This window comes from Winogradskyella sp. ABM4_392, from assembly GCF_056160445.1.
Genome location: NZ_JBSWXE010000002.1, coordinates 431029 through 457788 on the forward strand (window position 1 = coordinate 431029; position 26760 = coordinate 457788).

Sequence of the window (26760 nt, forward strand, 5' to 3'; positions counted from 1 at the left end):
TAGTTTGTAGTCAACAAGAACTATTTTTAAGTCTTAGGGTTTGATATGTGTAAGTTACAAAAAAAAGTTAAGCATACTCTGTAACAAAATCCAAAGCGCGTCTTTCATTGTAATACACATTCTTTTTATCAATAAAACCAACATGCCCTCCATATTTTGGCATTTCTAAATAGATATTTGGATTATTTTTAGCGTCTTTTACAGGATAGCATTCAGCAGACAAAAATGAATCGTTAAGCGAATTGATAATTAAAGTCGGAATGTTAATGCTTGGCAAATACTGTAAACTACTAGATTGTTCATAATAATCTAAGGCATTCTTAAATCCGTGAGCTTTAGACGTGTAGACATCATCAAAATCCACTAAGGTATTAATTGAGTTAAAATCTGCTACTGAAATGTCTTGAGGGAACTGTTTTAACTTAGGCTTTAATTTGTCTTTGAGATGTGCCAAAAACCTGATTGCATAGTGTTTATTTCTTAAACTCATCAAGGCATCACACGACCCTTTTAGATAGCATGGAGAGGACACAGCAACAATACCTTTTAGTGCTTTTGGTAATTGTTCTCGCTCACCTGCATATTTTAAAGCCATATTAGCACCAAGGCTGATGCCTTTTATATAGATTTCGCTGTACTTGTCTTTCTCTAAAATATGATTTATAACCGCTTCCAAATCTTCCGTAGCACCAGAATGGTAACTTCTGTACAAACGATTAGGCTCACCACTACAACCTCTAAAATTTACAGCACAAGCATCTACTCCATTTTCAATGAATAATTTTACTGATCCTGTAATATATGGTCGTTGCGCATTACCTTCTAAACCATGCAAGAGAATAATTACTTTGTCTGATGATTGTTGAGCATAACTCCAATCCAAATCTATAAAATCTCCATCCTCTAACTCAATACGTTCTCTAGTTTGCGCCACTCCATTCACTGTTCTGGCTAATCCTGAAAACACCGTAGACACAAAGCTTTTCTTTGCCCAAAATGGTGGTTTGTATGTGGATTCTATTATTGGCATTTTCTAAAATCTGTAATTATTTCGTCAGTTCGAGTGAATTTTACACTTTTATGAGTGTAAAATTAGTATCGAGAACCATCTGAAACTTTATTAATCAAAAACTTCTCGATACAATTTTTCGTGCCTCAAAATCACTCGAAGTGACGATAGTACTACTTTAAAACCGTAAACTCTATAGACGAATCATTAAACACCTTGTGCGTTTGCACTTTAAAATCTGATTCTTTGGCTTCAAAAATATTATCCACATAGGTCTGAGGATTCGCATCTATGTAAGGAAAGAATGTACTCTGTACTTGCACCTGAATTTTATGTCCTTTTTTAAACGTGTGAAACACATCTTGCAACTTAATATTTACTGCTGTCTTTTTGTTTGGTACGAAAGGCTCAGGTGTTTCCATACTATTTCTAAAACGACCTCTTAACACTTCACTACGTACCATCATGTGGTAATTACTCAACTTTAAATGATCTTGAACGTCATCAGTACCTTCTTCTGGTTTAGTATCCGCAGGATAAACATCAATAACCTTTACAATCCAATCGGCTGCTGTACCTGTTGTGGACACATTTAGTTTCGCTAAAATATCACCTGCAAGCGTAATATCATTTTCTAAAACTTCGGTTTCAAACGTTAAGACATCAGGGCGTCTTGATGCAAAACGTTGATCGTCTGTCATGAATTTTCTTGGTGTAAACCCAACTTTAATATCTTCAGTGTAAGGCACTGGTTTCTTTGGATCGCTTATAAAATCTGAAGTTGCGATGTTTCTAGTAGCTCGCTGCGTTAAGTGCTCGTATGGTTGTAAAAAGTAACTTTCTTTAACAGTATTTTGTGGTGGCCAACTTTCAAAAGATTGCCATGATTTTGTACCAGTATTAAACATATGTGCTTCTGGCAATCCAGTTTTCCCATCTCCTTCACCTTTTAAGAAATGATTAAAGAATTTTGTTTCAATTTCTTTTTGAAAATAGTCTGAAATACCATCTCCAAAGTGAATATTACCCACAACTTGACGCTCTTTAGTTCTTGCCCAATCTCCATGACTCCAAGGTCCGAAAACTACAGTGTTGTAATTATCACTATTGTTTTCAATGCTTTCATATGTATTATAAGGACCATATAAATCTTCAGCATCAAATTGACCACCTACTATCATTGTTGCTGGCTTTATATCCTTTAAATGCTGAATTATACCTCTACTTTTCCAAAAATCATCGTAAGTAACATGTGTTTTTAATTGTTCCATAAACACATTGGTGCTGTCGTAAAATTTATTCAATTTACTCAAAGGCATGTTGTCTAAGAAAAACTGATGCTGATCTTCGGTACCTATATCTGGGAATTCGTACCAAGACTCTGTTGTTGGTGTATCTTTCATATAACCAAAAACAGACGTTGCTCGCCAATAACTTAACAAATACGCACCATTATGAATAAAATCATCAAAAAAGAAATCTCCAATACATGCTTGTGGAGATGCTGCTTTTAAAGCTGGATGCGCATCTAACAATGAATACGTGGTATAAAATCCTGGATACGAAATACCATATGTACCAACCTTGCCATTGTTATTTTCAACATTATTAATTAACCATTCAATGGTATCGTAAGTATCACTGGCTTCATCGGTTTGTGTTCCTGTTTTATTTGGAATATAAGCTCGCATATTATCATAAACTCCTTCACTATTCCATCGACCACGAACATCTTGATACACCATGATATTACCTTCTACCATAAGGTATTTATTTGGTCCTATCTTACTTCTGTATTCATCTTCTCCATAAGGTCTACAGCTGTAAGGAGTACGCATCATTAAGATTGGGTAAGTCTTGGACGTATCTTTTGGTGAATAGATTGTTGTATGTAACTTAATACCATCTCTCATGGTAATCATGACCTCTTTTTTGGCATAATTATCCTTTACAAAAGTATCTTCTGCTTTTTCAGTTTCAGGATGTTCGAGTGCCTGGTGTTTTTCTTCTTTACAACTTACGAATGCAATAAATAGTACTAAAACAAGTGTGAAATTCTTAATCATAATTTGGCTGGATCTTTTTTGAAAGTTTAAAGATAATAGATTTGTTTTGTAAGATTTTGTTAAATATCATCAATAAACTAAACTTAGAAAAAGGTATTTTAGTCAAAAAAATAGTATAAAAGATAAACACACTTATATTTGGATATAAAAGAAACTAATAATGAAAAATAGAATTTATAAAATTGCAGATTATTTGATTTATATTGGTGTTGCCTTAATACTAACTTGTACTTTTATATTGGGTGATGAAGATGGTGATGGTAAAATAGACAATAAAGAATTAATGATTATAGGTGGATCATTAATTTTCGTTGGAGGTATAATTACAATCTATAAAAACCTTACAGAATAAAAATACAACTTACAAACTAACCTGTAAATCCGTAAACTCAAACTCACCTCCATCAAACAGTCCTTTATCACTCAGTTTTAAAGATGGAATTACTAACAATGCCATAAATGACAAGCTCATATATGGTGCGTGAAGTTTGCTACCTAGTTCTTTACCCATTTTATCTAATTCTGAATACTGTTTTCCAATAGTTTCGGCATCTTTATCGCTCATAATACCAGCAACAGGCAATGCGACTACTTTTTGCTCTGTATTACTTACTGCACAAATACCTCCTTCATTTTCAATTAACAGATTAACAGCTTTGCAAATGGCATCATCAGATACTCCAACCGCAATAATATTATGAGAATCATGACCAACAGAACTTGCAATCGCACCTTCTTTAAGTCCAAAATTCTTTATAAATGCTATCGCTGGTTTATCGTTTTGATAACGATTAACGACAGTCATTTTTAAGATGTCGTTTTCTGTATTTGAAACAAGATTGCCATCTATAACTGTGGTATTTTCAATGATTTGATTGGTAACCAATTCTCCGTCTAAACATTCTATAACTCTAATTTTAGATGGGTTAGATTCGTTAGACAGATTAGATTTTTTAGATTGAATTAGAAAATCTGAGGTTTGTTTCTTTTCAGTATTAAAATTATTGAGTATAACGAAATTGACATGTTCTATTTTAGATTCACCTTTATCATAAACCAATTCGCCATTAATATACGTTTGAAGGGTTTTAAATTCGGTTAAATCTTCAACCACAATACAATCTGCTGTATCTCCAACTTGCAACAAGCCGACATCTAAATTGTAATGCTTAACAGGATTAACACAAGCAGCTTGAAGAACTTTAAAAATGTCATTGCCTTTTGCAACTGCTCTTGCACAAAGTTGATTAATATGGCCAACCAACAAATCATCTGGATGCTTATCATCACTACAGAACATCATGTTTTGATAATGATTATCTAGCAAGTCTATCAATGCTTCAAAATTTTTGGCTGCACTACCTTCTCTAATGATTACTTTCATGCCTTTTTGAAGTTTCTCTAAGCCTTCGTCATAGGTAAAACACTCATGGTCAGTGGAAATACCTGCAGAAATATATTTGGTTAGATCCTCACCTCGCAAACCTGGTGCATGACCATCTATAGGCTTGTTGTAATATTTTGCCCATTCTATCTTTTTTAAAACTTCAGCATCGTCGTAAATGACTCCTGGATAGTTCATCATTTCCGCGAGATACTTAATATCTGGATTTGCCATTAAGTTTTTTATGTCATCGGAATCTATAACAGCTCCAGCCGATTCAAAACTTGTAGCAGGCACACAACTTGGTGCACCAAAATTGAATTTAAAAGGCGTTTGTTTCCCGTTTTCTATCATAAATTCCACACCTTTTACACCAAGCACATTGGCTATTTCATGTGGATCGGAAACTGTAGCCACTGTACCATGTTTTACAGCAACTTTCGCAAACTCACTTGGCACTAACATAGAGCTTTCAATATGAATATGTGCATCTACAAAGCCTGGCAAGATATAGTGGTTTTCGTCACAGTCTTTTTTTTCAATTGATTTAATCTTACCATTTTCTATGGTGATTTCTCCCTTGTAGATACTGCGATTTTGGATATCTACGATGTTTCCTTTTAATGTCATATTATAAATGGATTCCTGCATACGCAGGAATGACAGCATTATTTTAATTCTATTTTTAAAATTTTCTTGGTTTGGCTTGTCACCTTAAAACGGTCATCTGCTCTTCTTCCAACAACCCAAACTATTTTATTTTCTGATATTAAAACCCAAGTACTCTCTTTTTCAATTGGTGTTAACTTTTCATCTTTTAGGTATTTACTTACTTTCTTCTTTCCTTTCATACCAATAGGATGAAAAATATCTCCGGTTTGCCATTTTCTAAGTTCTAAGGGATCTTTGAGCTTAACTGCATCTACGTAGATTTCAGTTTTCGAATTGTCTTTTATGGTATTTGCTTCATCAAAAAGTAATATGCCAATTGGTGTTTTAACTTTATCTTTTTCAATATCAGATTTTGAAAAGCTAAGTGAGTCTTGAGATTCTGAAACAAGTTCAGAATGACAGTTTGTTAGAATTAGAAATTCACGATGTTTAGTGAGTTTATGTGTATTAGAAGCTATGTACTTTCCTGTTTCGGCATCTAATAAACTTGCAACGTCGTTCCATTCGGTAAAACCACAGTTTTTGAAAACTTCGTATAAGAATGCTTTAGGATTATTTTGATTTTTAAATTCTGAAATATTATAGGTTACAGTATTGCCTTCAACTTTAGCTATTGCTCTACCCAAAAAACCATGAATAGTTTGGCTAACCATAGTTTCGGTTTCCTTGAGGTTTGATAAAGTATTCTGAAAACTATCTAAAACATTTGGATTAATTTCCTTAAGAATCGGCACCACATCGTGACGCAGTTTGTTTCTTAGATATTTTCTCGAAGAATTACTACTATCCTCTCTCCAAGTAATGTTTTCACTTTTGGCGTATGCTTCTATCGTTTCCCTCGAAAATGGCAATAAGGGTCTAGCAATGTTTCCATTCAATTCGGGAATTCCTGTTAAACCGTTAAGTCCTGTGCCTCTGGTGAAGTTAATTAAAAAGGTTTCGAGATTATCATCTGCGTGATGCGCAGTTAAGATGTAATCGAAGTTTAGCTGTTGCGCTAATTCAGAAAACCAATCATATCGTAACTCACGTGCTGCCATCTGAATAGAACATTTGTTTTCTTCAGCATAGACTTCCGTATCAAAATTCTGAATAAAAACTTCAACATCTAATTGCTCTCCTAATTCTAAAACAAAGGCTTCATCTGCATCGCTTTCCTTTCCTCTTAAATTAAAATTGCAATGTGCTAAAGCAAAATTAAAATTGAGTTTGTGACACAAATGTGCAAGCACCACACTGTCAATACCTCCAGAAATGGCAATGACAGATTTGGCATTTTTCAAAAACGAAAAACGATTATTAATATGAGATGAAAACGCACTAAACATAGCGTAAAGATACAATAATGTACTGCGCTTACCATTAGTTAAAAATGATAATTATCATGCAGTGTTGTTTTGTTTATTAGTAACTTTAGAGAAATAACTTTAAAACAATGGTTATGAGCACTTTTAAAGAACTATCGTCAAAGTCTGCACAAACTGCTTTTGATAAAAAAGTACTTTCTGCAGTGCCACATTTGCATCCTTATGTAAAGCATAGAATTTACATTGCAGAATCCACAGGTATTTTACCTAAAAACATGTATTCGTCTAATGGTATTATTGATGAATGTATCATACAATTATACAGCAATGGTTTTAATATAGAAGCTGAACGTATGGCTATTAAACTTGAGCTTTTTAAACTTGTAGATAATTATATGAACGAACTATTTAAGAAGGAAGTCTTTCATAAGAATACTATTAGTACAGATGAAATTAGAAAGCATGAAATTGCCAAACTTGGTGAAGATTACACCATAGATGCTGATTTGGATTTAATTCTAAATACTGAGCTCAATGATATTTCTTATAGACAAGATATGGACAATGAATTGTACTTATATGAAGATAAGGAAACCTCTATCCTAAGAGCTTTTGAGCTTGAAAATTTATCTAAAACCCAATCACCTAAAGTCTTTGGTCGTTTTTACAGTTGGCTGCCAATTAATATCTCTAACATTGTAGATTTATACATTTTTGGTAATCTAGATTTTGATGATATTGCTAAAATTAAGAATATAGCAACTTCGCGTGTTGAGTTAATTTTCGATAAAGTAAAAAAGAGTTTTAGAAGTCATTTGGAATAAGTTTTATTGGATCTGTTAGATTGTTAGATGTTTAGATGAGTTAGATAATGTTACTATTAGAAAGCTTCTGAAGGCTTAGGAGTCTTACTATCTAATGATCTAATTTTCCAACACCTCTCGCATTGCTTTGGCCTTAACCAAACATTCTTCGTATTCTCTAAGAGGATTGCTCTTTGCTGTAATGGCACTACCAACTGAGTAAGACACATATTTTTTGGTCTCGTTGTAAAGAATGCTTCTGATAATTACATTAAAGTCGAAATCGCCTTCTGGTGTAAAATAACCTACTGCACCAGAATATAATCCTCGTTTAGTTTCCTCTAGGTCTTCAATGATTTTCATTGCTGAGATTTTTGGTGCTCCTGTCATACTTCCCATTGGGAATGTAGTTTTTATGATATCTACAGGATGTATATTTTCTGAAACTTTTGAAGTTATGGTAGATATCATTTGATGTACTTGTAAAAAGGAGTACACTTTACACAATTCTTCCACCTGTACACTTCCCTTTGTTGCTGTATGAGACAAATCGTTTCGTACTAAATCTACAATCATAATGTTTTCACTACGCTCTTTAGGATCATTAGATAACGCCTCTGCTAATTGCTTATCTTCTTCTTTATTTGTTGAGCGTTTTGCGGTACCCTTTATAGGTTGCGAAATAACCTTATCTCCTATCTTTTTTATATAACGCTCTGGCGATGCAGACAACAAATATTTATCAAAAGACTTAAAGAACGTTGCAAAAGGTGGTTTGGATATTTTGTTTAGCTTTTTATAAGTCTCTATTGGATTTATGGTAGAATTCTCAGCATAAAACTCCTGACAAAAATTAGCTTCATAAATATCACCTCTGTGAATATGAGTCAACATTGTGTTGACTTTTTCAAAGTATTCGTCTTTGTGAATTCTGAGTTTTATTTTAATTGGGTTATGAGAGATTGCCACGTTACTTTGTTCCTCGCAATGACAATTCATTATATTATTAAAATCACCTTCTATCTCATCATCTACCATTTTTAGATATTGAAACTCTACAATGTTGTCTTTAATTAAAATTAGTTTTTTTGGTTGAAAAAAATACAAATCCGGAAATCCTAATCCATCATAATTATTAGATTTTAAATCTTCTGTTGCATTTTTTAAATCATAAGTTAAATACCCAAAAATCCAGTCGTTAACTGTTTGCTGGTATTCTTTTAAGCGCTCAAAAGCTTCAATAAAATCGGTTTGTAAACTTGTAAAGGCATCAACTGCCAATACAGCATCATAGCTGCTATATTGCGCCTTATAATCATTAGAATCTAACCAAACAACATCATCAAATTGTTGTGCCCAATACAACAATTGTAGTTTAAAAGCTTCTTGATTTTTTATACTTTGTTTGTGTGATCTTCTCAACCGAGTAAAATAATTTTGTAAAAATAATGAGAATACATTTTCTAGCGTAGAAGAATTGTATCTTTCAATAAAAAATAAAAACCATGCCATTTTTAGAAAACGACCTACTGAAAGTTGAAATAAAATCAAAAGGTGCTGAATTGTGCAGCATTAATTCCGTAAAAAACAATATTGAGTTTATTTGGGAAGCTAATCCAAATGTTTGGGGAAGTCATGCACCAAATCTGTTTCCAATTATTGGAGCCATGAAAAATGATAGCTATTTCTTTGATGGAAACCAATACAACATGCCCAAGCATGGTTTTGTAAGGCATAATGAAGATTTTAATGTAATTTCCAGTTCAGATTCGGAAATTACATTTCAGCTTAAATCAAATAATCAACTGAGGCTTATTTACCCTTTTGAATTTGAATTTTTAATCTCTTTTGAGCTTAAGGGTAATGAACTTTTGATACATCACACAGTTAAAAATTTAGATTCAAAGACTATGTATTTTTCACTTGGAGGGCATCCTGCTTTTGCTTGCCCTTTGTTTAAAGATGAATTATATACCGATTATTTTTTGGAATTTGAAAATGAAGAATTTAGCCAATCTTATCTTTTAAACATGGAAAACGGATTGGTTACAGAAAAAACCAAAGCAGTTTTTGATACTCCAAAACATATTAATCTTCATGGAGATTTATTTAACGAAGATGCTTTAATTTTCAAAGAATTAAAATCGAGACAGGTAGCATTAAAACATCAAGAAAAAGGTGAAATTCTTAATGTAAAGTTTGAAGGGTTTCCATTTTTAGGTATTTGGGCAAAACCAAATGCACCATACGTTTGTATTGAGCCTTGGATTGGTATTGCAGATGCAGAAGACACTAATCAACAAATTGAAAATAAGGAAGGTATTATCTCTTTAGGGCCAAATAAAACGTTTATTGCCACCTATAGTATTACAGTTAATAATAGTTTGTTAAACTGATTAGATAATTAATAGTAGCTTTGCACAAAATCTATAGTAGTGACGTTTCAAGACTTAAATCTAAACACACCTTTATACAATGCTATTGAAGACTTAGGCTTTGAGAGTCCTACTCCAATACAAGCTGAAGCTTTTAATGTTGTTGCTTCTGGCAAAGATATGGTAGGTATCGCTCAGACTGGTACTGGTAAGACCTTTGCTTATATGTTACCTATTCTGCGTCATCTTAAATACTCAAGACAAGACAACCCAAGAGTTTTAGTTTTGGTACCAACACGCGAACTCGTTGTACAGGTTGTAAGCGAAATAGAAAAAATGTCTAAATACATTAATAACCGTGTTTTAGGTGTTTATGGAGGTACAAATATTAATACTCAAAAACAAGCTGTAGCTCAAGGCTTAGATATTATTGTAGCAACACCAGGAAGACTTTATGATTTAGCAGTGAGTAGAGTGTTACAGCTTAAATCTATTCAAAAATTAGTTATTGATGAGGTTGATGTGATGCTAGATCTAGGTTTTAGACATCAACTAATGAATATTTTTGACATCTTGCCAGAACGCAGACAAAACATAATGTTTTCTGCAACAATGACTGCTGATGTTGACGAATTGATTACGGATTTTTTCATTAATCCGACAAAGATATCGATTGCTGTTTCTGGTACACCTCTAGAAAATATAAAGCAAAAACGCTATAATGTTCCTAATTTTTATACGAAAGTCAACTTACTTGAATCGTTACTTAGTGATAAAGGTGAATACTCTAGAGTTCTGATTTTTGTAGCTTACAAGAAAATGGCTGACCGTTTATTTGATCAGCTTGAAGAGATTTTCCCAGGAGATTCATGCGTAATTCATTCTAATAAAACACAAAACTATAGACTTAGAAGTATAGAACAGTTTAGTGAAGGGCAACATCGCATACTCGTTGCTACAGATGTTATGGCAAGAGGATTAGATATTGATGATGTTACGCATGTTATTAATTTTGACACACCTGACTATCCTGAAAACTACATGCATAGAATTGGTAGAACTGGTCGTGCCGAGAAACAAGGTAATGCTTTGTTATTCTCTACTGAGAAAGAACAGGAAGCCAGAGAACGTATTGAAGGCTTAATGCAAATGAAAATTGATTTAGTGGAACTACCTGAAGATGTGACAATTTCTACTGAACTGATTGAAGAGGAACGTCCTCAAATTCGTGAGCGCAATAATCCTACTAAACGAAGCACAGAAGATATACCTGGACCTGCTTTTCATGAGAAAAAAGAGAAAAACAAAAAAGTAAACCTAGGTGGTTCTTATAGAAGAGAAATTGCTAAAAAATACAAGAAACCTAAAACAAGAGGTGACAAAAATTATAATAAACGCAATAAAAAGAAACGGAGATAAAAAAGAAAACCTCTTCAAAAATTGAAGAGGTCGTCCTTATACGTCAAGTACTGCAGGATCGCATTTTATGTAAATAAAATCTATAACCCTAACCTTATAGTTGATCCTGCATTTGTACTTGATTTTCCATTAAATCATTAATCGGAACAATTAATTTTCCTTTAGAATTCTTTAAGATTACAGAGATGCTCTTAACCTCATCAATTTCATATGCTTCTCCGTTAAATGTAATTTTTTGACCTGCTTCAAACATCTTTCTTGCATAGAATGTTTGCATTAGCTTACCAACTACTAATCTTGCACCTAAACCAAAAGCAATTGCAAATGCTAATAAGAATGCTGCAATAATCATGTTGATATTGTTTGTAATAATTTCAGTATCAATACCTGCCTGATTTAAAGCTGTTACGCCAATAAAAGTTAGCATTAAGAAAAATACCACTTGGCTAATCATTTTTCCGCCAGAAAGATCCATTGACTCAAAAAGAGACTTTAATCCATTCTTTACAAAATTTGCGAATAATAAACCAATTACGAAAATAACTATTGCAGACAATAACTGTGGAATGTAAGAAAGCAGATTACTAATCTGTTCTGTTATAATGTCTAAGCCCATAATATCTGAAGCAGTAACAAATATTATCATATACATTAAGTATTTAACAATATTAGAGACCACCTTTACTGTATCGAAATTTAGCTTTTTGCCTTCAATAATTTCAATATCATTAAGCTTATCGTCTAATTTATTTGCTTTAACTACCTTAAGTACCTTTTTAATAATCTTAACTACCAGCTTGGTTACAATCCAACCGATAACCAAAACAATAAAAGCACCTATTATATTTGGAAATATTTTAGTAATCTCAAACCAAATATTGGTTAGCGATTTTAATGCAACATCTGAAAATTCGTTTACCTTATCCATACTTATTCGTTTTTTGTTAGGGTGTTAAGTATCTATTCTTTTCTGCTAGCCGTTACACTATCTATAATGTGGCCAATATTATACGAGAATAACTCAGCCAGCTCCATAAATAGCTTCGCCATAGCAATGTCGTGCATGACTTTGCTTTTCAGCTCTGCTGGAACCTCTTTTAAAGGCTGGTTTATTTGTTTAAATGGATTCTCCATCTTTCGTATAATTTTCGTACTTACGTACAAGTTTTTCTTTTGCTCTTTTTAGGCGCATTTTAACTGCACTCTCACCAATCTCTAAAGCTTCTGATAATTCTTTAATGGTTAAATTATCTTCGTACTTTAGTAATAGTATCATTTTTTCTTCAGGTGAAATCAGCTCCATCACTTTCTTCAATTGATCTACTCGCATACTTTCAAACTCACGCGTAGAATCTACTTCCTCACCTATATTTTGAATATCAACATTTTCAGAACTTACAGATTGTTTTTCAATCTTTTTTGCTGTATTTCTGGTTACGTAATTTACACAATGATTATATGTAAATGCGTAAAGCCAAGTTGAAAATTTAGATTTACCCTTAAAGCTAGCTAATTTAATAAAGACTCTCAAAAAAACGTCTTGTGTTAAATCTTTAGCTTCATCGACACCATTAGCAAAACCATAGCACTTATTGTACACCATAGTAGCATATCTGTCGTACAGCACCTCGAACAACATAGTGTCGTTGGTTTTAACGATTGCTTCTACGAGCGCTTCATCGGTTAGGCTATGAATTGCGTCTTTAGTCAATTTTCTTTGTAAATTCTATTTTAACTTGGTTGGTTATACGTTTAAGACACATAGTTTTTTAACAGGTCACAATTAAATTTATAAAATTTTACTCACTTATTTGGTCTTCCATATCTTTTAGATGATGCTCTAACGCCAATGTTGAAATTTGGATCTCTCGTATTAATAACGCTAAAGACAAAATAAGTAGCAACAAAGCAAATCCAAATATCCAAACTGCCGCATTGTGCTGATCTATATAAATTAAAAACATTGTTAGCACACAGAGTAATAGACTGGAGATACCCAAGATTTGCATCCATCTTGTAAGATTCAATCTTAGTTTTAAGTTATTAATTTGTCTAATTAACACTACTTCTTTTCGTTCTAAATACTTATCACTAAGGTTTCTTATGATTGCAGCATAAGCCAAAAATCTATTGGTATAAGCCAACATAATTAAAGATATAGCTGAAAACAAAAGTGCTGGTGTTGTTAATGTTAGCTCTTCCATAAGAAAATTTTTACAAAATTAATGAATTTAATTTCTAGATATAAAAAAAGCGAACTTTTTAAGGTTCGCTTTTAAATAATACTTTTTCTAGCTACAATAATTAATTATTTAATTCTAAATCATCAGGTATTTCTGGAATATAAACAGCATCGACCTCTATTTCATTTCCATATTTGATAATAATTGAACACAAAACAGAAATTGGCTTTCCATTATGTAAGGCTGGTTTCATTTCTGGCATCTTTCTAAGAACCCTTAAAACTTCTGCTTGAATAGTTACTTCAGCATCTCTAACTTTCATGCCAGTGACTTTTCCGTTTTCATCAATTATAAAAAAAGCATCAACATGTTTTGGTTCTGAAAGGTTTAAAACTTTAGACAGACTTAAATTAAACTCCTGTTCTACAAATGTTGAAATTTTGTTATTAAAACATTTTCTTGTTTCCTCTATTGACAATTTTTCACAGCCTTTATAAATCGGTGCTAATTCTACATCTTTAAGCACCATTCTACTATTAGAATCATAATTTGCTAAACCATCATTATGGGATATTATACTACATAAACTTAACAAAGCCTGCTCTTCGTTTTCTGTAATATTACCTTGCACCATGATCTGCTCTTGTACAGCGTTGATTTTCATTATTAATTCGCTATCCGTTTTACTTGTAGAGCTTGGTGCTTCATTACAAGAAAAACACATAAAAACAATAGTTAATACTGATAAAAGTTTTGGATCTAGTAATCTTCTTCTTTTTAAATAAAATCTCATGAGACTTCTTTTAGTTGGTTTCATTTGGTTTTAAACTCCATTTATAAGTCAAAATACCAATACGTGCCACTGTAAATGAAAACAACCCAAATGTAATTGTCAGTAAAGACACCTTTAGACCACCTGAAAATAATGCTGGGTTTACATCTCCAAGGGATTCTACCATATCAAACAACTGTATAATTCCTACAACTGATGCCAAACATCCAACTACCAAGGCAATGAGACTGCACTCAGCAGCTAGGCTAATCATTTTTTGGGCCACTAAACTGTCTTTCTTTCTTTTTACGAAGGCGATAACGACAAAGATTAATGAAAGCAGAAAGACTAATAATATAATATACATTGCTGGCCCACCTTCTTGCAAGCGATTTCCTAAAAGAATTAATGAAAACATATTTTTTAATTTAATGGTTAAACTTAAAACAAACTTACAGTAAGTATTGTCTTAAAAATTTGAAATGCGACGAATTACCATTTTAGCTATGGTTATAACCTTAATGTTAAAACCATAACTAAATCCGTCATTCGTCTACAAAAGATAGTTTCTATTTAAATTTAGGTTATTATTGTATTATCATCATTATTTAAGCATTGAACAACGTCCTTATCTTAAGAATAAAACAAGTACTCCTGCATATTATATTTTGGATTTTAGTGCTTCTCCTTTTTGCTTCAGTATTTGATGTTGATAATTCTCTAGATAGCAAAGTTATCTATTTCTCGTTGTTTTTAATGCCTATAACTATAGCAACAACTTATGTCTCTATTTATAAGCTTATTCCAGATTACTTAATCACCAAGCGTTATGTACAATTCTGTATTTATAGCTTGTATACCGTAATTATTTCGGTTTTTGGGATATGCCTTTCAATATTTTTTGCTTTGGCCTATCTCACAAATTTTAAATTTGAAAAGATGAATGCTATAGGTAAAAGTGCTTTGTTTATTATCACCAGTATTTATCTAATAGTTATTGTAGTGAGTGCCTTCAAACTTTTAAAACTCAACCTAAAGCAAAGTCAAATTACAAAAAAACTAGAAACAAAAATTTTAGAAACACAACTGAAACTAAAAGAGCAGGAACTCAAATATTTAAAAATGCAGATTCATCCTCATTTTTTATTCAATACATTAAATACAATGTATGGTTCTGCGCTAAAAAAATCTGATGATACACCAGAAATGATTTTAAAATTATCTAACCTACTAGATTACTTGCTCTACCAAGTCGATAAACCTTTTGTAAGTTTAGAAGAAGAAATACATCATATTGAAGATTATATTGCTTTAGAAAAAACGCGATTTAGTGACACCTTAAATGTTTCGTTTTCAAAAGATATTCAATCAAAGACTATTCATATTGCACCAATGCTATTTATTCCTTTTGTAGAGAATAGCTTCAAGCATGGCACTTTAAAAGATGGTGTTTTAACGATAAATATAGACTTAGTTGCGACTGCCGAAACTATTGATTTTAAAATCAGTAACAGTAAATCTAATACAAACAATTACAATGAAGGTATTGGATTACAAAACATAAAAAAACGATTAGAACTGTTGTATCCTAACAGATATGATTTAAATATCAATCAGGATGATTCTATGTTTTATGTAGATTTAAAACTGAATATAAACTCTAAGCATACTAATGACTAAACCTATTTCTTGTATTATAGTTGATGACGAAAGTATGGCTAGAGACATCATTGCCACACACTTAGCTCAAATACAAAATATTGAAGTCATTGCACATTGTAAAAATGCCATTGAAGCGTTTAATTTTATAAATAATAATGACGTTGACTTGATTTTTCTAGACATTAACATGCCGGAAATCTCAGGCATAGCCTTTGCTAAATCCATCAATAAAAACATAAAAATAATTTTTACAACCGCTTACAGAGACTATGCTGTAGAGGGCTTTGATCTTCAAGCTGTAGATTATTTATTAAAGCCTATACCTTTTGAGCGATTGCTAAAAGCCGTAAATCGTTATTTTGAAGTCAATACAGTTCAATCAGACATTCAATTAAAACCTACAGATAATAATGACTTCATTTTTGTGAGGTCAGACAGACGTATGCTAAAAATTACTTTTAGCGATATCCTTTATATCGAAAGTTTGAGCGATTACATTAAAATTCACCTTAAAGATCAATGCATCGTTACAAGAGAAACAATAAGTGCTATTGAAGCTAAACTACCTCAAAAAGATTTTTTAAGAATTCATCGGTCTTATATCGTAAGCTTAAACAAAATTGAATCCTTTACAAATGAAGAGGTTACAGTTAATCGAAAAGCAATACCTATTAGTCGAAGTTACAAGAAAGATGTTTTAAATCATCTTGAAAATTATTAACTTTAGGTAAATAAAAGTCCAAATCTATCGTTATCATAGTCTCTAGACTATGTTATTAACTGCTTAATGAGTGCATATCTTCATAATACCATCCCTAATTTAAAACCGTTTGATTACGATCGTCATCACGATTCTCATTTTATAAATCAGCAATGGGTTTTGGTAAATGGTATTTCTAAAAAGAAAGCTATTTACACCTTTAGAGATGATAATATCCTAGAAATCGAGAGGAAAGATGCTACCATTACAACATCTTGGACTATAAGCATTCACAACATTTTTACTATAGAAACTGAAGACGGTGTTATTACTGTTAAGGCTTATTTTAAGGACGATGATATTTTAGTTTTAAATCATCAGGACAAGGAAGAGTTTGCCATGTATATAAATACTACAAATTACTCTGAAGAACTAAATTCTATTGAAGACATTCAGGAATACTTAAAAACAAAATACAAAAAGAAGGTTAATAAGGTTATACACAAACACGAATTCTACTACATTTCTAAATCTAAAGAATTTGGACCAAATACAGTTGAAGAACTGAAAGAAAAGGTAGAAAACGAAGCTATTAGCGCCTATTGTTTTGTTAGAGATGTTAACGAAGACAGCTATGCCAAGCGATTAAGAATTATTGATTTAATGCAAGAGTTATAATCCTTTTACTTTACTTAAAGCGTTTACTGGAAAGTATTTGTTTAGCTTTATTCTTAACTCCTCTACTTGCACCTGATTGCATTAATGTTTCCACAATAACTTTTGAAACATCTGCACAATCCAGAATTAACTCTTGAAGTTTTTTATGGTTAGACGACAATATTTTTTCTGCAATTTCTTCTGTTAAACCATTGGTTAAAAACTCTTGTCTTATAGCTTCATTAGGCTCATCTACAACACCAGGTTTTAGCAAAATGCGTGTATCTGTATAAGGCTTTAAATAAAACAGTAGATGATTTAACTTATCAACTAGTTCTAATCGGTTTTTGGTAGAAAATTCTAACTCTGGTGCCTCCCAAACACCTTCATAATCAAGTGTATTGGTTTTTGTATTGAATTTTGGAAGTAAATAAATAACCTGTAGTTGGTATGCACCGTTAATGTCTCCCTCTGGCCGCCATGATACATCAATAGCTTTTAGTCGTGTATGCGAACTGATAAGCAATAAAGAACTACCTGTAAAGTCGTTTATAGTGTCTTCCGTTGGATCTGTATCGGTTAACAAATTCCAATCAACTGACCAGCCTGAAGGTATTTTTAAGGGTTGAAGGTTCATTTGTAAAAAATTAATAACAAAAAAGCGAACCATTTTGAGTCCGCTTTTTTGATTCTGAAACAAATTTAAATAATAATATTTCTATTTAAACATGTAACGCTCTATCGTCTGTTGCTGCTAATGCAGCTTCTTTAACAGCTTCTGCAAAGGTTGGGTGAGCGTGAGAGTATCTAGATATATCTTCTGCAGATGCTCTAAACTCCATTGCTGTTACTGCTTCTGCTATTAAATCTGCACAACGTGCACCAATCATGTGTACGCCTAAAACTTCGTCTGTAGTTTTATCTGCTAATATTTTTACAAAGCCATCAATATCTCCACTTGCTCTGGCTCTTCCTAAAGCTCTAAACGGAAACTGACCTACTTTATATTCAGTACCTGCTTCTTTTAATTCTTCTTCTGTTTTACCTACTGCTGCAACTTCTGGCCAAGTATAAACTACTCCAGGAATTAGGTTGTAATCTATATGCGGTTTTTGACCTGCTAAAGTTTCAGCTACAAAAACACCTTCTTCTTCAGCTTTGTGTGCTAACATTGCTCCTTTAACAACATCTCCTATTGCATAGATGTTAGACACATTGGTTTGTAAATGCTCATTAACTTCTACTTGTCCTCTGTCGTTAAGTTTTACTCCTGCAGCTTCTGCGTTTAATCCATCTGTATATGGACGACGACCAACTGATACTAAACAGTAATCTCCTTTAAACTCTACAACTTCTCCTTTTTTGTTTTCAGCCTTAACTACAACTTCATCTCCATTACGTTCTACAGACTGAACTTTATGAGACACCATCATGCTGCATTTTGCTTTTTTAAAGACTTTATTAAGCTCTTTAGACAAACCTGCATCCATGGTAGGTAGAATTCTGTCCATATACTCAATTACAGTCACCTCAGCACCAAGACGACGGTAAACTTGTCCTAGCTCTAAACCAATTACTCCACCTCCAATAATCATTAAATGCTTTGGTACTTCTTTTAATTTTAAAGCTTCTGTAGATGTGATAATTCGTTCTTTATCAATATTGATAAAAGGAAGGTTTGATGGCTTAGAACCTGTGGCTATAATGGTATTTTTAGCTTCTATCTCGCCAGCATCTTTTCCTTCAATTTTAATATGTGTAGCATCTTTAAAAGATCCTAAACCTTCGTAAACATCAATATTATTTTTCTTCATTAAGAAATCTATGCCTCCTGTGGTTTGGTCAACAACAGCTTGCTTACGCGCTATCATCTTTTCAAGATTTACTTTAATTTCTCCTGGTATTTCTATACCGTGTTCTTCAAAGTGTTTTGTAGCTTCTTCGTAATGATGCGAAGAACTTAATAAGGCTTTACTTGGAATACATCCTACATTAAGACATGTACCTCCTAGTGTAGAATATTTTTCAATAATTGCAGTTTTCATACCTAGTTGCGCACAGCGTATTGCTGCTACATAACCACCAGGACCAGAACCTATTACTGCTACATCGTAAGAATTCATATATTTTATTTTATTTTAAATTGTAATGATAATTGAAATGCTCTATTTTGATTTTTCGTTTCTACTCTGGTAACATCTGTTAAACCAAAATAGTAACGCAAAGACGCGCTAACCTTATTGGAAATTGCATAACTAGCTCCTAAGTTAATACCAAAGTCTCTATCAAAAAAATCTGCTTTTACATCAGCCAAAGAACCTGTTCCGTTTTTTGCTGTGACCAACAGACCTACTTGTGGACCTGCATCTAGGCTAAATGTTTCGGACAAATAATACTTTGCCATTACTGGTAAAGCAACATAATTTAGTCTTACGCTTTTATTCTCACCTTCACTCAACTCAAAACCATAAACTGTGAATAACAATTCAGGCTGAACTTTCACATCTTTAGTTATATCAATCTCCATAAAAAATCCAGCATGAAAATTAACTAATGATGATAAATCTAATGTACCATCACCTGCAAGACTTGCAAGGTTACCTCCTATTTTTATACCAACTGGGTGCTGTTGTGCGCTAAGATTGCAACAAACAAAAAACAATACAACAAAAAGTAGTCTCATCTATTCTTTAGTGAGCCACAAAAATACAATATAGTTTATTGAAATACTACTAAATATCTCTTAAAGCCTTAGGTCGGAAAACCTAACATCTCACCCATGCCTACCGTAAAAAGCCAACAGCCATAAATAGCATGTTCTACAGAAACTAAAAGTGTTGATTTTGTTTTCCGAAATGTTAATGCAAATAAAATACCACCTACAAATGTGAGTATCATAACCAGAGTATTTCTAAAGAATATATGTGCCAAAGAAAATAAGGCTGCATTCACTAAAATAAACAAGGCGTTACTTCTAAATAAGGATTCGTAACGTTGAAAGAAAAACGTTCTGTAGACCAATTCTTGTGGATATACAGAAAAGACAGAATATATAAACAAAATTGCTACCCACAATAATGGCTTAGACTTTATGACTACAAATAAATTTTTATGGTCAACTATATACATATACAAAGTAGTTATAACACCTATTACAATAAGCTTTATAAGAGTTCTCTGCCAAAACTGTGTCCAGTTAATATGCTGCCTTATTTTGAACTTATTATTTTCAACCTTTAATAAAACATAAACCACATAAATAAAACCAAATAATCCTATAGCTAATTTGAACCATAGCTGAAACTCTAATACAAAACTTATCGGTATTAAAATAAACACGATAAAAAACTCAACAAGTCTATACCTTATGCTTTGCATATTATAATGTTATTGCTGTGGTGTGTTTTACTTCGTTAATCATAAACATACTATGTGTACTGCCTATATGATCTATTTTAGTGAGCTTTTTTACCATGAAATCTCGAAACGCCTCCATATCTTTAACAAGAACCTTTAATAAATAATCATAGTCTCCACTAATATGGTAACACTCTAGCACTTCGTCTAATTTACGAACTTCTCGCTCAAATTTCATAACATAGTCCTGAGAATGCTGCACCAATTTTACATGGCAAAAAGCAACAAAAGCTTTATCTACCTTTTTTTTATCTATTAAAGCAACATAATTACTTATGATGCCATTTTTTTCCAACTTTCTAATACGTTCATAAACCGCAGTAACGGACAGCCCTAAAGCATAAGAAAGCGCTTTATTAGTTTGTTTGCTATCCTTTTGAAGAAGCTTTAGCAACTCTTTATCTAAATCATCTAACATTTGATTAATATTTTTCGGATAATAACATATTTTGATTAAAAATAAGGATTATTATTCTATTAAATAGAATATTTACAGAATAATAATCACCATTATTTAAATACTATTGATTTTTATTCTAAAATAAATCAATTTTGTATAAACCAATTAAATATTATTAAAATGAAATTTAAGCCTGCAAACAACATACAAGACTTACAATATTTTGGTGAGTTTGGTGGTGTAAATCCATCGATTTCAGATTCTTCTACTTACACATTTCTATCTGCCAAAACCATGTTCGATACTTTTGAAGGTAATGCAGATGGTTGCTATTTATATTCGCGTCATTCTTCACCTTCAAATTTGTATTTAGGTGAAGCTCTTGCTGCCATGGAAGATACAGAAACTGCAACAGTTACAGCTTCTGGTATGGGAGCAATTACACCTGTATTAATGCAATTGTGCGAAGCAGGAGAACATATTGTAAGCAGCAGAACCATTTACGGAGGAACTTATGCTTTCTTAAAAAACTTTGCTCCAAGACTTGGCATTAATACTTCATTTGTTGACATTACTAAATTAGATGTTGTTGAAGCTGCCATTACACCAAAAACTAAAGTACTTTATTGCGAATCTGTAAGCAACCCATTGCTGGAAGTTGCTGACATTAAAGGATTAGCTGAATTGGCAAAAAAACACAATCTGCAATTGGTAGTAGACAATACATTTTCGCCATTATCTATCTCACCTGCAAAATTAGGAGCAGATGTGGTGATTCATAGTTTAACAAAGTTTATTAATGGTTCTTCAGATACCGTTGGTGGTGTTGTTTGTGGTACGCAAGAGTTTATAGATCAATTAAGAAATGTAAATGATGGTGCTGCAATGTTATTAGGATCAACAATGGATAGTTTGCGCTCTGCATCTGTGTTAAAAAACCTTAGAACATTACACATTAGAATGCAACAGCACAGCCATAATGCTAGCTACCTAGCTGATAAATTTGAAAAAGATGGTCTAAAAACTGTTTATCCTGGGTTAGCATCTCACCCTTCTCACGAATTGTTTAAATCCATGATGAATGACATGTATGGCTTTGGAGGTATGTTAACTATTGATGTTGGATCATTAGACAAAGCCAATGCATTAATGGAATTAATGCAAGAACGTAACTTAGGTTATTTGGCTGTAAGCTTAGGCTTCTACAAAACTTTATTTAGTGCTCCAGGTAGTTCTACATCCTCTGAAATACCAGAAGACGAACAAGAAGAAATGGGCTTGAGCGATGGGCTTATTCGTTTTTCTATAGGTTTAGATGCAGATATACATCGTACCTACGAAATGATGAAAGCTTGTATGATTGAACTCAATATCCTAGAAGCTGAATTAGCTTAAAAATAAATATTTAAAAAAGCCTGATTATAAAAATCAGGCTTTTTATTTTCCTTTTAGACGAATCCAAAGTGCTGTCATTGTAAAACTAAAATCTTCCATCTCAGGTTCAAAAGGCATCATATTTAAGCGATTATTATCTTTAAATAATTTTAGATTAAAAATTGCTTTATAACCTTCTTTGGTTTGCACTAAAGGGTATCTTAAATCTCTATAAATATATTCTTCGTTCTCAAGAGATTCAACATTATAATAATTGTTGCTAAACCAAGCTAAATCTTCAATGTCCTTATATTCAGACGATGTGAGTGCTCTAATTTTTGGAATGGTTTTCCAATCTGAAAAACTTTTAGATGTATCAAATAACGAATAAAAACCAACGTGATAATTACGCTCTGTTTCAGCAATGCCATACCAAAGAATATTGTTTAAAATTGCAGGTTGTGTACTAAATCTTGCATAGCTTATATCATTTTCTTTCAATGAGGACTTAAAGACATTATCAATGTAAAGCTTATTAAAAATTGTAAATAGCATATAAACAGAACTTATTCCTATTCCAGCTTTTAACCAAAATCGTCGTTTTTCATTTTTACGATTGTAAAACATTAAAACAATTATGCTAAGTAAAAAAGGAATTGTATATAAAGGATCTGCCACTGCTATATTATTAAAAGCAACTCTATAATTAGAAAATGGCGCAAATAGCTGAGTACCATATGGCGTAAAGCTATCTAAGATTGGATGCGTAAATAATGACCAAAAGAATAATTTTATCCAATCACTAAGGCTTGTTGTATTAAGGCGCTTACCTGTGTTATATAACTTATAGACTAGCCATCCTAATAAAAAAGCTCCCAAAATAGAGAACAGAATAGAATGCATAAACCCTCTATGAAAGAGCATAGTATCAATCTCGTTATTATATAGAATAGCTCCAGCAAAAACATCAAGATCTGGGATTGTACCTCCAATGGCACCAAAAAGTAACGCTTTATTGCCTATTTTCTTTCCTAGTACAGCTTCACCACAAGCTGCACCTAAGACTATTTGAGTTAATGAATCCATAAGTGTACACAAAAGTACAATTAAAGGATTACAGTAGATTTAAAACTGAATTAATTTGAAGTAATCTGTAATTGTCTGTAATTGTTTAAAAGTCTTGTATTTTTTACAATTTGACGCTCTATACCTTCTTTTAAATTACTAATTTCCTCTAAACGCTTTGGATCTTTAATCATGTGTGCATCTGCTTGTAGAAGTGTAATATAGTTTAGAGTTCTTAAATTTCTTTTTAGTTGTCTACGCTGTTTTTTTATCTCTTGCTGAATCTCCAACTCTTTATTTATTATGTACTCTTTATCTTCTTTGCATTTTGAAGATGAGAAAACAGAAATATTAAAATTAGATTTAGAGTTAAAAGCATATAACCCATTATGAGAAGTATCATTATTGAAAGCAATTGGACTTGGACTCATAGTCATAAAATAAGCACCAACTGTAAAAACCAATATGGCAAAAATTAAAACATAAATAATGATAGACATAACAAAATATATTTGGGTTAACTATTTTTAAGACACAGTTAACCACAGGTTTAGTCACAACTTTTCGATGAAATACATGTTAAACATTTTAAAACGATTGAAATCTTAGACGAACTGTAATAATTATGAATTTTTGAAATAAGTAATGAAAGTTGTAACATTACAGAGATAAATAAAAATCCATGGAGAGTCAAAATATTAAGCCAAGACAACCGCAAGACGAAAATATCATAGAAAATAAAGAACTCAACATATGGGAAGCTTTAATCCCTGTATTTGCTTTGATAGTGATGCTTTTTTACAATGTTTTCTTTGTATTTGGTGATGATGCATTAAGCGGAAGTAATCAGTTTATTCTTTTATTAGGTGCTGCAGTTGCAGCTATTGTTGGCTTTTACAACAATGTTTCATATAAACAAATGTTAGATGAAGTAGCCGAAAACGTAAAGTCTACCTCTGGAGCATTATTAATTTTGCTAATGGTTGGTGCTTTAGCAGGTACATGGCTAATTAGCGGTATAATTCCAACTATGATTTATTATGGACTACAAATCCTTAATCCTACAATATTTTTAGCAGCTTGTGTTATTATTTGTGCTATTATTTCAGTAGCTACTGGAAGCTCATGGACCACATCAGCAACTGTTGGTATTGCATTAATTGGAATTGGTGAATCTCTAGGAATATCATTAGGAATGACAGCTGGTGCTGTTTTATCTGGCGCATATTTTGGTGATAAAATGTCTCCTTTAAGCGACACTACAAATTTAGCACCAGCTATGGCAGGTGGCGAATTATTTTCTCATATAAAGTACATGGCTATTACTACTGTGCCAACTGTAGTAATCACACTAATAGTTTTTATAATTATTGGCCTATCAATAGATACTACAGGTACACCTGATATCTCAGACAAGCTTGAGGCAATAAAAAGTGCATTTAATATATCTCCGTGGTTATTTTTAGTACCGATTGTGGTCATTCTTCTCATTATAAAGAAAACACCACCTCTGGTGGCGTTGTTGATAGGAACACTGTTGGGAGGTGTTGCAGCTATTATTGCACAACCAGAAATAGTTACCACTATTGCAGAAGCCAAAAATTTAACTTTTAACTCTGCTTACAAAGGAGTTATGAAAGCGATGACTGTAGATACTTCTGTAGAAACGACAAGCAAAGAACTAAATGATTTATTTTCATCAGGTGGAATGTCTGGAATGTTAGGTACGATATGGCTTATTATCTGTGCTATGGTATTTGGTGGTGTTATGGATGCTATTGGCGCACTAGCGAGAATCAGTAAGGCATTATTAAGTTTAGCATCAACAACATTTGGATTATTTGCAAGTACAGTTGCAAGTTGTTTAGCTCTCAATGTAACAGCTTCTGACCAATACCTTGCTCTTGTAGTACCAGGCAAAATGTTCAAAAAAGCATATGAAGACAAGGGACTTGCACCCGAAAATCTAAGTAGAACTTTAGAAGACTCTGGTACGGTTACCTCTGTTTTAATTCCTTGGAACACATGTGGCGCTTATCAAAGTGGTGTTTTAGGTGTACCTGTTGCAGATTATTTTGTCTATGCCATTTTTAATTGGTTAAGCCCATTTACAACCTTACTTTTTGCCGCTTTTAGAATAAAAATAAAGCAACTTTCAGGTAAACTTTAATAAGAAATTTTATACATTTTTAAAGCATTTATCATTGTTAAATGTAAAGTGTATGTATATCTTTGCAGCCGATTTTAAATTTTAACTAAAAACAATATAAAAATGGCTGTATTAGTCGGTAAAAAAGCCCCTCAATTTAATGCGCAAGCAGTAGTAAATGGTCGTGATTTTGTAGAAAATTTCTCTCTAGATCAATTCATTGGTAAAAAACATGTTGTACTATTCTTTTACCCAAAAGATTTTACATTTGTTTGCCCAACAGAACTACACGCTTTTCAAGGAAAATTAGAAGAATTTAAATCTAGAAATACAGAAGTAGTTGCAGTATCTACTGATACTGAGCAATCTCACTTTGGCTGGTTACAACTTGAAAAAAATCAAGGTGGTATTAAAGGAATTACTTATCCTTTAGTAGCTGACACCAACAAAACCATCTCTAAGAATTTTGATGTATTGGCTGGTGATTATTACTACGATGAAAACGATATGTTACAAGCGGAAGGTGAATTAATAGCATACAGAGGTTTATTTTTAATAGATAAAGAAGGGATTGTGCGTCATCAAATAGTTAACGATTTACCTTTAGGTAGAAATGTAGATGAAGCATTGCGTATGGTAGATGCGTTACAATTTGTTGAAGAAAATGGTGAAGTTTGTCCTGCTAACTGGAATAAAGGTGAAACCGGAATGCAAGCTACACACGAAGGCGTTGCAGATTTCTTAGAAAAACACATGAATTAAAAAAATTCATTTCATAAAAAACCACTTCAATTGAAGTGGTTTTTTTATAACTCTATTTTAATATTTCTATAATATCATTTAAGCTTTTTTCCTCAGCATAATCTAAAGCATTTTTACCATCACTATCTTTAATAGCTTTATCAGCATCATGCTTTAGTAAAGTTTCTACGATAGTTTTTTGATTATACTGCGTAGCAAAGGATAATGCAGTTGTTCCGTTTTTATTCTGAATATTTACATTAGCATTATGAGCTAATAGTAAATCTACCAAATCTTTATTACCCTTAAAACTTACGCCAATTAGGGCTGTATTTCCAGAGGCATCTTGTGCGTCAATATTCGATCCCTTTTCAATCAGTAGTTTTGCAATCTTTTCTTGACCAAAATACGTTGCAAAAATTAACGGGGTAAATCCTCTTGTATCTTTAATATTGGCTAAATCTGGATTTCTATCTAACTGAAGTCCTAAATTTTCAATATTGCCTGTTTGTATCGTTCTAAAAAATAGTTCTTGTTCGTTCATTTTTATTTTTTAATTAAAAAAGGAACGTGCTAAAATCTAACACATTCCTTCTTTTAGTTGA

At 32.4% G+C, this 26760-nt stretch carries 29 protein-coding genes; 10 read left to right on the forward strand and 19 right to left on the reverse strand.

Annotated elements, in window-relative coordinates; genetic code table 11:
* Positions 1–67: 67 nt before the first annotated feature.
* Both ACXAFS_RS08060 and ACXAFS_RS08065 read right to left on the reverse strand, forming a co-directional pair.
* Positions 68–1030 carry a YheT family hydrolase gene (locus tag ACXAFS_RS08060; RefSeq protein ID WP_475306296.1) on the reverse strand — a complete coding sequence of 321 codons (963 nt, stop codon included), beginning with the start codon at positions 1028–1030 and terminating at the stop codon, positions 68–70.
* A gap of 152 nt (positions 1031–1182) precedes the next feature.
* Positions 1183–3075, reverse strand: coding sequence for a CocE/NonD family hydrolase (locus tag ACXAFS_RS08065; RefSeq protein WP_475306297.1), 1893 nt, complete (start codon positions 3073–3075; stop codon positions 1183–1185).
* A gap of 160 nt (positions 3076–3235) precedes the next feature.
* Here ACXAFS_RS08065 and ACXAFS_RS08070 point away from each other — a divergent pair, with 160 nt between their 5' ends.
* A complete protein-coding gene (locus ACXAFS_RS08070) occupies positions 3236–3427 on the forward strand; it encodes a hypothetical protein (RefSeq protein WP_475306298.1) in 192 nt (63 codons plus the stop codon).
* 9 nt (positions 3428–3436) lie between these two features.
* Here the strand turns inward: ACXAFS_RS08070 and ade are convergent, their stop codons facing one another.
* Positions 3437–5089 carry an adenine deaminase gene (gene ade, locus ACXAFS_RS08075; protein WP_475306416.1) on the reverse strand — a complete coding sequence of 551 codons (1653 nt, stop codon included), beginning with the start codon at positions 5087–5089 and terminating at the stop codon, positions 3437–3439.
* 38 nt (positions 5090–5127) lie between these two features.
* Positions 5128–6459 (reverse strand): tRNA lysidine(34) synthetase TilS, encoded by a 1332-nt coding sequence (gene tilS, locus ACXAFS_RS08080; RefSeq protein WP_475306299.1) that lies wholly within the window; start codon positions 6457–6459, stop codon positions 5128–5130.
* Positions 6460–6572: 113 nt separating this feature from the next.
* On the opposite strand from tilS, the gene ACXAFS_RS08085 reads away from it, so the two are divergent.
* Positions 6573–7262, forward strand: a complete 690-nt coding sequence (locus tag ACXAFS_RS08085) for a hypothetical protein (RefSeq protein WP_475306300.1) — start codon at positions 6573–6575, stop codon at positions 7260–7262.
* A 99-nt stretch (positions 7263–7361) separates the two neighbouring features.
* On the opposite strand, the gene ACXAFS_RS08090 is transcribed toward ACXAFS_RS08085, so the two are convergent.
* A complete protein-coding gene (locus ACXAFS_RS08090; protein ID WP_475306417.1) occupies positions 7362–8663 on the reverse strand; it encodes an anthranilate synthase component I family protein in 1302 nt (433 codons plus the stop codon).
* Between the two features lie 83 nt (positions 8664–8746).
* On the opposite strand from ACXAFS_RS08090, the gene ACXAFS_RS08095 reads away from it, so the two are divergent.
* Both ACXAFS_RS08095 and ACXAFS_RS08100 read left to right on the forward strand, forming a co-directional pair.
* Positions 8747–9637, forward strand: a complete 891-nt coding sequence (locus ACXAFS_RS08095) for an aldose 1-epimerase family protein (protein WP_475306301.1) — start codon at positions 8747–8749, stop codon at positions 9635–9637.
* Between the two features lie 39 nt (positions 9638–9676).
* Positions 9677–11035, forward strand: coding sequence for a DEAD/DEAH box helicase (locus tag ACXAFS_RS08100; protein WP_475306302.1), 1359 nt, complete (start codon positions 9677–9679; stop codon positions 11033–11035).
* A gap of 94 nt (positions 11036–11129) precedes the next feature.
* Here the strand turns inward: ACXAFS_RS08100 and ACXAFS_RS08105 are convergent, their stop codons facing one another.
* The 6 genes from ACXAFS_RS08105 to ACXAFS_RS08130 form a co-directional block, all read right to left on the reverse strand.
* A complete protein-coding gene (locus ACXAFS_RS08105) occupies positions 11130–11963 on the reverse strand; it encodes a mechanosensitive ion channel family protein (protein WP_475306303.1) in 834 nt (277 codons plus the stop codon).
* 32 nt (positions 11964–11995) lie between these two features.
* On the reverse strand, positions 11996–12169 hold the full coding sequence (locus ACXAFS_RS08110; protein WP_171032484.1) for a hypothetical protein: 174 nt from the start codon (positions 12167–12169) through the stop codon (positions 11996–11998).
* On the reverse strand, positions 12153–12746 hold the full coding sequence (locus ACXAFS_RS08115; RefSeq protein WP_475306304.1) for an RNA polymerase sigma factor: 594 nt from the start codon (positions 12744–12746) through the stop codon (positions 12153–12155). Before ACXAFS_RS08115 ends, ACXAFS_RS08110 begins: the two co-directional genes overlap by 17 nt.
* Positions 12747–12834: 88 nt before the next feature.
* Positions 12835–13239, reverse strand: a complete 405-nt coding sequence (locus tag ACXAFS_RS08120) for a DUF2721 domain-containing protein (RefSeq protein ID WP_331810124.1) — start codon at positions 13237–13239, stop codon at positions 12835–12837.
* Between the two features lie 100 nt (positions 13240–13339).
* A complete protein-coding gene (locus ACXAFS_RS08125) occupies positions 13340–14035 on the reverse strand; it encodes an energy transducer TonB (protein WP_475306305.1) in 696 nt (231 codons plus the stop codon).
* Complete coding sequence (locus ACXAFS_RS08130; protein ID WP_475306306.1) at positions 14022–14408, reverse strand: MotA/TolQ/ExbB proton channel family protein; 387 nt, start codon at positions 14406–14408, stop codon at positions 14022–14024. Before ACXAFS_RS08130 ends, ACXAFS_RS08125 begins: the two co-directional genes overlap by 14 nt.
* A gap of 260 nt (positions 14409–14668) precedes the next feature.
* Here ACXAFS_RS08130 and ACXAFS_RS08135 point away from each other — a divergent pair, with 260 nt between their 5' ends.
* The 3 genes from ACXAFS_RS08135 (at position 14669) to ACXAFS_RS08145 (ending at position 17030) form a co-directional block, all read left to right on the forward strand.
* Positions 14669–15670, forward strand: coding sequence for a sensor histidine kinase (locus ACXAFS_RS08135; RefSeq protein WP_475306307.1), 1002 nt, complete (start codon positions 14669–14671; stop codon positions 15668–15670).
* Positions 15663–16373 (forward strand): LytR/AlgR family response regulator transcription factor, encoded by a 711-nt coding sequence (locus ACXAFS_RS08140; protein WP_475306308.1) that lies wholly within the window; start codon positions 15663–15665, stop codon positions 16371–16373. Before ACXAFS_RS08135 ends, ACXAFS_RS08140 begins: the two co-directional genes overlap by 8 nt.
* Positions 16374–16439: 66 nt before the next feature.
* Complete coding sequence (locus ACXAFS_RS08145) at positions 16440–17030, forward strand: hypothetical protein (RefSeq protein ID WP_475306309.1); 591 nt, start codon at positions 16440–16442, stop codon at positions 17028–17030.
* 10 nt (positions 17031–17040) lie between these two features.
* On the opposite strand, the gene ACXAFS_RS08150 is transcribed toward ACXAFS_RS08145, so the two are convergent.
* From ACXAFS_RS08150 to ACXAFS_RS08170, 5 genes are all read right to left on the reverse strand, one after another.
* Positions 17041–17646, reverse strand: coding sequence for a hypothetical protein (locus ACXAFS_RS08150; protein ID WP_475306310.1), 606 nt, complete (start codon positions 17644–17646; stop codon positions 17041–17043).
* An 85-nt stretch (positions 17647–17731) separates the two neighbouring features.
* Complete coding sequence (lpdA, locus tag ACXAFS_RS08155; protein WP_475306311.1) at positions 17732–19132, reverse strand: dihydrolipoyl dehydrogenase; 1401 nt, start codon at positions 19130–19132, stop codon at positions 17732–17734.
* A 5-nt stretch (positions 19133–19137) separates the two neighbouring features.
* Positions 19138–19692: a porin family protein gene (locus tag ACXAFS_RS08160; protein ID WP_475306312.1), complete on the reverse strand. Its 555-nt coding sequence runs from the start codon at positions 19690–19692 to the stop codon at positions 19138–19140.
* A gap of 68 nt (positions 19693–19760) precedes the next feature.
* On the reverse strand, positions 19761–20387 hold the full coding sequence (locus ACXAFS_RS08165) for a CPBP family intramembrane glutamic endopeptidase (RefSeq protein WP_475306313.1): 627 nt from the start codon (positions 20385–20387) through the stop codon (positions 19761–19763).
* 1 nt (position 20388) lies between these two features.
* Positions 20389–20844, reverse strand: a complete 456-nt coding sequence (locus tag ACXAFS_RS08170) for an Lrp/AsnC family transcriptional regulator (protein ID WP_475306314.1) — start codon at positions 20842–20844, stop codon at positions 20389–20391.
* Between the two features lie 162 nt (positions 20845–21006).
* Here ACXAFS_RS08170 and ACXAFS_RS08175 point away from each other — a divergent pair, with 162 nt between their 5' ends.
* Positions 21007–22221: an aminotransferase class I/II-fold pyridoxal phosphate-dependent enzyme gene (locus ACXAFS_RS08175; RefSeq protein ID WP_475306315.1), complete on the forward strand. Its 1215-nt coding sequence runs from the start codon at positions 21007–21009 to the stop codon at positions 22219–22221.
* Between the two features lie 42 nt (positions 22222–22263).
* On the opposite strand, the gene ACXAFS_RS08180 is transcribed toward ACXAFS_RS08175, so the two are convergent.
* Together ACXAFS_RS08180 and ACXAFS_RS08185 are read right to left on the reverse strand one after the other, a co-directional pair.
* A complete protein-coding gene (locus ACXAFS_RS08180) occupies positions 22264–23286 on the reverse strand; it encodes a metal-dependent hydrolase (protein ID WP_475306316.1) in 1023 nt (340 codons plus the stop codon).
* Positions 23287–23336: 50 nt separating this feature from the next.
* A complete protein-coding gene (locus tag ACXAFS_RS08185; protein ID WP_475306317.1) occupies positions 23337–23765 on the reverse strand; it encodes a hypothetical protein in 429 nt (142 codons plus the stop codon).
* Positions 23766–23947: 182 nt separating this feature from the next.
* On the opposite strand from ACXAFS_RS08185, the gene nhaC reads away from it, so the two are divergent.
* Positions 23948–25435, forward strand: coding sequence for a Na+/H+ antiporter NhaC (gene nhaC, locus ACXAFS_RS08190; protein WP_475306318.1), 1488 nt, complete (start codon positions 23948–23950; stop codon positions 25433–25435).
* A gap of 102 nt (positions 25436–25537) precedes the next feature.
* Positions 25538–26176 (forward strand): peroxiredoxin, encoded by a 639-nt coding sequence (locus ACXAFS_RS08195; RefSeq protein WP_475306319.1) that lies wholly within the window; start codon positions 25538–25540, stop codon positions 26174–26176.
* 52 nt (positions 26177–26228) lie between these two features.
* Here the strand turns inward: ACXAFS_RS08195 and ACXAFS_RS08200 are convergent, their stop codons facing one another.
* Positions 26229–26699 carry an ankyrin repeat domain-containing protein gene (locus ACXAFS_RS08200; RefSeq protein WP_475306320.1) on the reverse strand — a complete coding sequence of 157 codons (471 nt, stop codon included), beginning with the start codon at positions 26697–26699 and terminating at the stop codon, positions 26229–26231.
* Between the last annotated feature and the right edge of the window lie 61 nt (positions 26700–26760).

Bases quoted from the DNA above. Each gene is read 5' to 3' on its own strand.
- nhaC (WP_475306318.1), top strand. From the start codon at position 23,948: ATGGAGAGTCAAAATATTAAGCCAAGACAACCGCAAGACGAAAATATC.
- ACXAFS_RS08065 (WP_475306297.1), bottom strand. From the start codon at position 3,075: ATGATTAAGAATTTCACACTTGTTTTAGTACTATTTATTGCATTCGTA.
- ACXAFS_RS08105 (WP_475306303.1), bottom strand. From the start codon at position 11,963: ATGGATAAGGTAAACGAATTTTCAGATGTTGCATTAAAATCGCTAACC.
- ACXAFS_RS08060 (WP_475306296.1), bottom strand. From the start codon at position 1,030: ATGCCAATAATAGAATCCACATACAAACCACCATTTTGGGCAAAGAAA.
- ACXAFS_RS08200 (WP_475306320.1), bottom strand. From the start codon at position 26,699: ATGAACGAACAAGAACTATTTTTTAGAACGATACAAACAGGCAATATT.
- ACXAFS_RS08130 (WP_475306306.1), bottom strand. From the start codon at position 14,408: ATGTTTTCATTAATTCTTTTAGGAAATCGCTTGCAAGAAGGTGGGCCA.
- ACXAFS_RS08085 (WP_475306300.1), top strand. From the start codon at position 6,573: ATGAGCACTTTTAAAGAACTATCGTCAAAGTCTGCACAAACTGCTTTT.
- ACXAFS_RS08180 (WP_475306316.1), bottom strand. From the start codon at position 23,286: ATGGATTCATTAACTCAAATAGTCTTAGGTGCAGCTTGTGGTGAAGCT.
- ACXAFS_RS08070 (WP_475306298.1), top strand. From the start codon at position 3,236: ATGAAAAATAGAATTTATAAAATTGCAGATTATTTGATTTATATTGGT.
- ade (WP_475306416.1), bottom strand. From the start codon at position 5,089: ATGACATTAAAAGGAAACATCGTAGATATCCAAAATCGCAGTATCTAC.
- ACXAFS_RS08095 (WP_475306301.1), top strand. From the start codon at position 8,747: ATGCCATTTTTAGAAAACGACCTACTGAAAGTTGAAATAAAATCAAAA.
- ACXAFS_RS08120 (WP_331810124.1), bottom strand. From the start codon at position 13,239: ATGGAAGAGCTAACATTAACAACACCAGCACTTTTGTTTTCAGCTATA.
- ACXAFS_RS08185 (WP_475306317.1), bottom strand. From the start codon at position 23,765: ATGTCTATCATTATTTATGTTTTAATTTTTGCCATATTGGTTTTTACA.
- ACXAFS_RS08150 (WP_475306310.1), bottom strand. From the start codon at position 17,646: ATGAACCTTCAACCCTTAAAAATACCTTCAGGCTGGTCAGTTGATTGG.
- ACXAFS_RS08160 (WP_475306312.1), bottom strand. From the start codon at position 19,692: ATGAGACTACTTTTTGTTGTATTGTTTTTTGTTTGTTGCAATCTTAGC.
- ACXAFS_RS08125 (WP_475306305.1), bottom strand. From the start codon at position 14,035: ATGAAACCAACTAAAAGAAGTCTCATGAGATTTTATTTAAAAAGAAGA.
- ACXAFS_RS08145 (WP_475306309.1), top strand. From the start codon at position 16,440: ATGAGTGCATATCTTCATAATACCATCCCTAATTTAAAACCGTTTGAT.
- ACXAFS_RS08165 (WP_475306313.1), bottom strand. From the start codon at position 20,387: ATGCAAAGCATAAGGTATAGACTTGTTGAGTTTTTTATCGTGTTTATT.
- ACXAFS_RS08175 (WP_475306315.1), top strand. From the start codon at position 21,007: ATGAAATTTAAGCCTGCAAACAACATACAAGACTTACAATATTTTGGT.
- tilS (WP_475306299.1), bottom strand. From the start codon at position 6,459: ATGTTTAGTGCGTTTTCATCTCATATTAATAATCGTTTTTCGTTTTTG.
- ACXAFS_RS08195 (WP_475306319.1), top strand. From the start codon at position 25,538: ATGGCTGTATTAGTCGGTAAAAAAGCCCCTCAATTTAATGCGCAAGCA.
- ACXAFS_RS08140 (WP_475306308.1), top strand. From the start codon at position 15,663: ATGACTAAACCTATTTCTTGTATTATAGTTGATGACGAAAGTATGGCT.
- lpdA (WP_475306311.1), bottom strand. From the start codon at position 19,132: ATGAATTCTTACGATGTAGCAGTAATAGGTTCTGGTCCTGGTGGTTAT.
- ACXAFS_RS08110 (WP_171032484.1), bottom strand. From the start codon at position 12,169: ATGGAGAATCCATTTAAACAAATAAACCAGCCTTTAAAAGAGGTTCCA.
- ACXAFS_RS08170 (WP_475306314.1), bottom strand. From the start codon at position 20,844: ATGTTAGATGATTTAGATAAAGAGTTGCTAAAGCTTCTTCAAAAGGAT.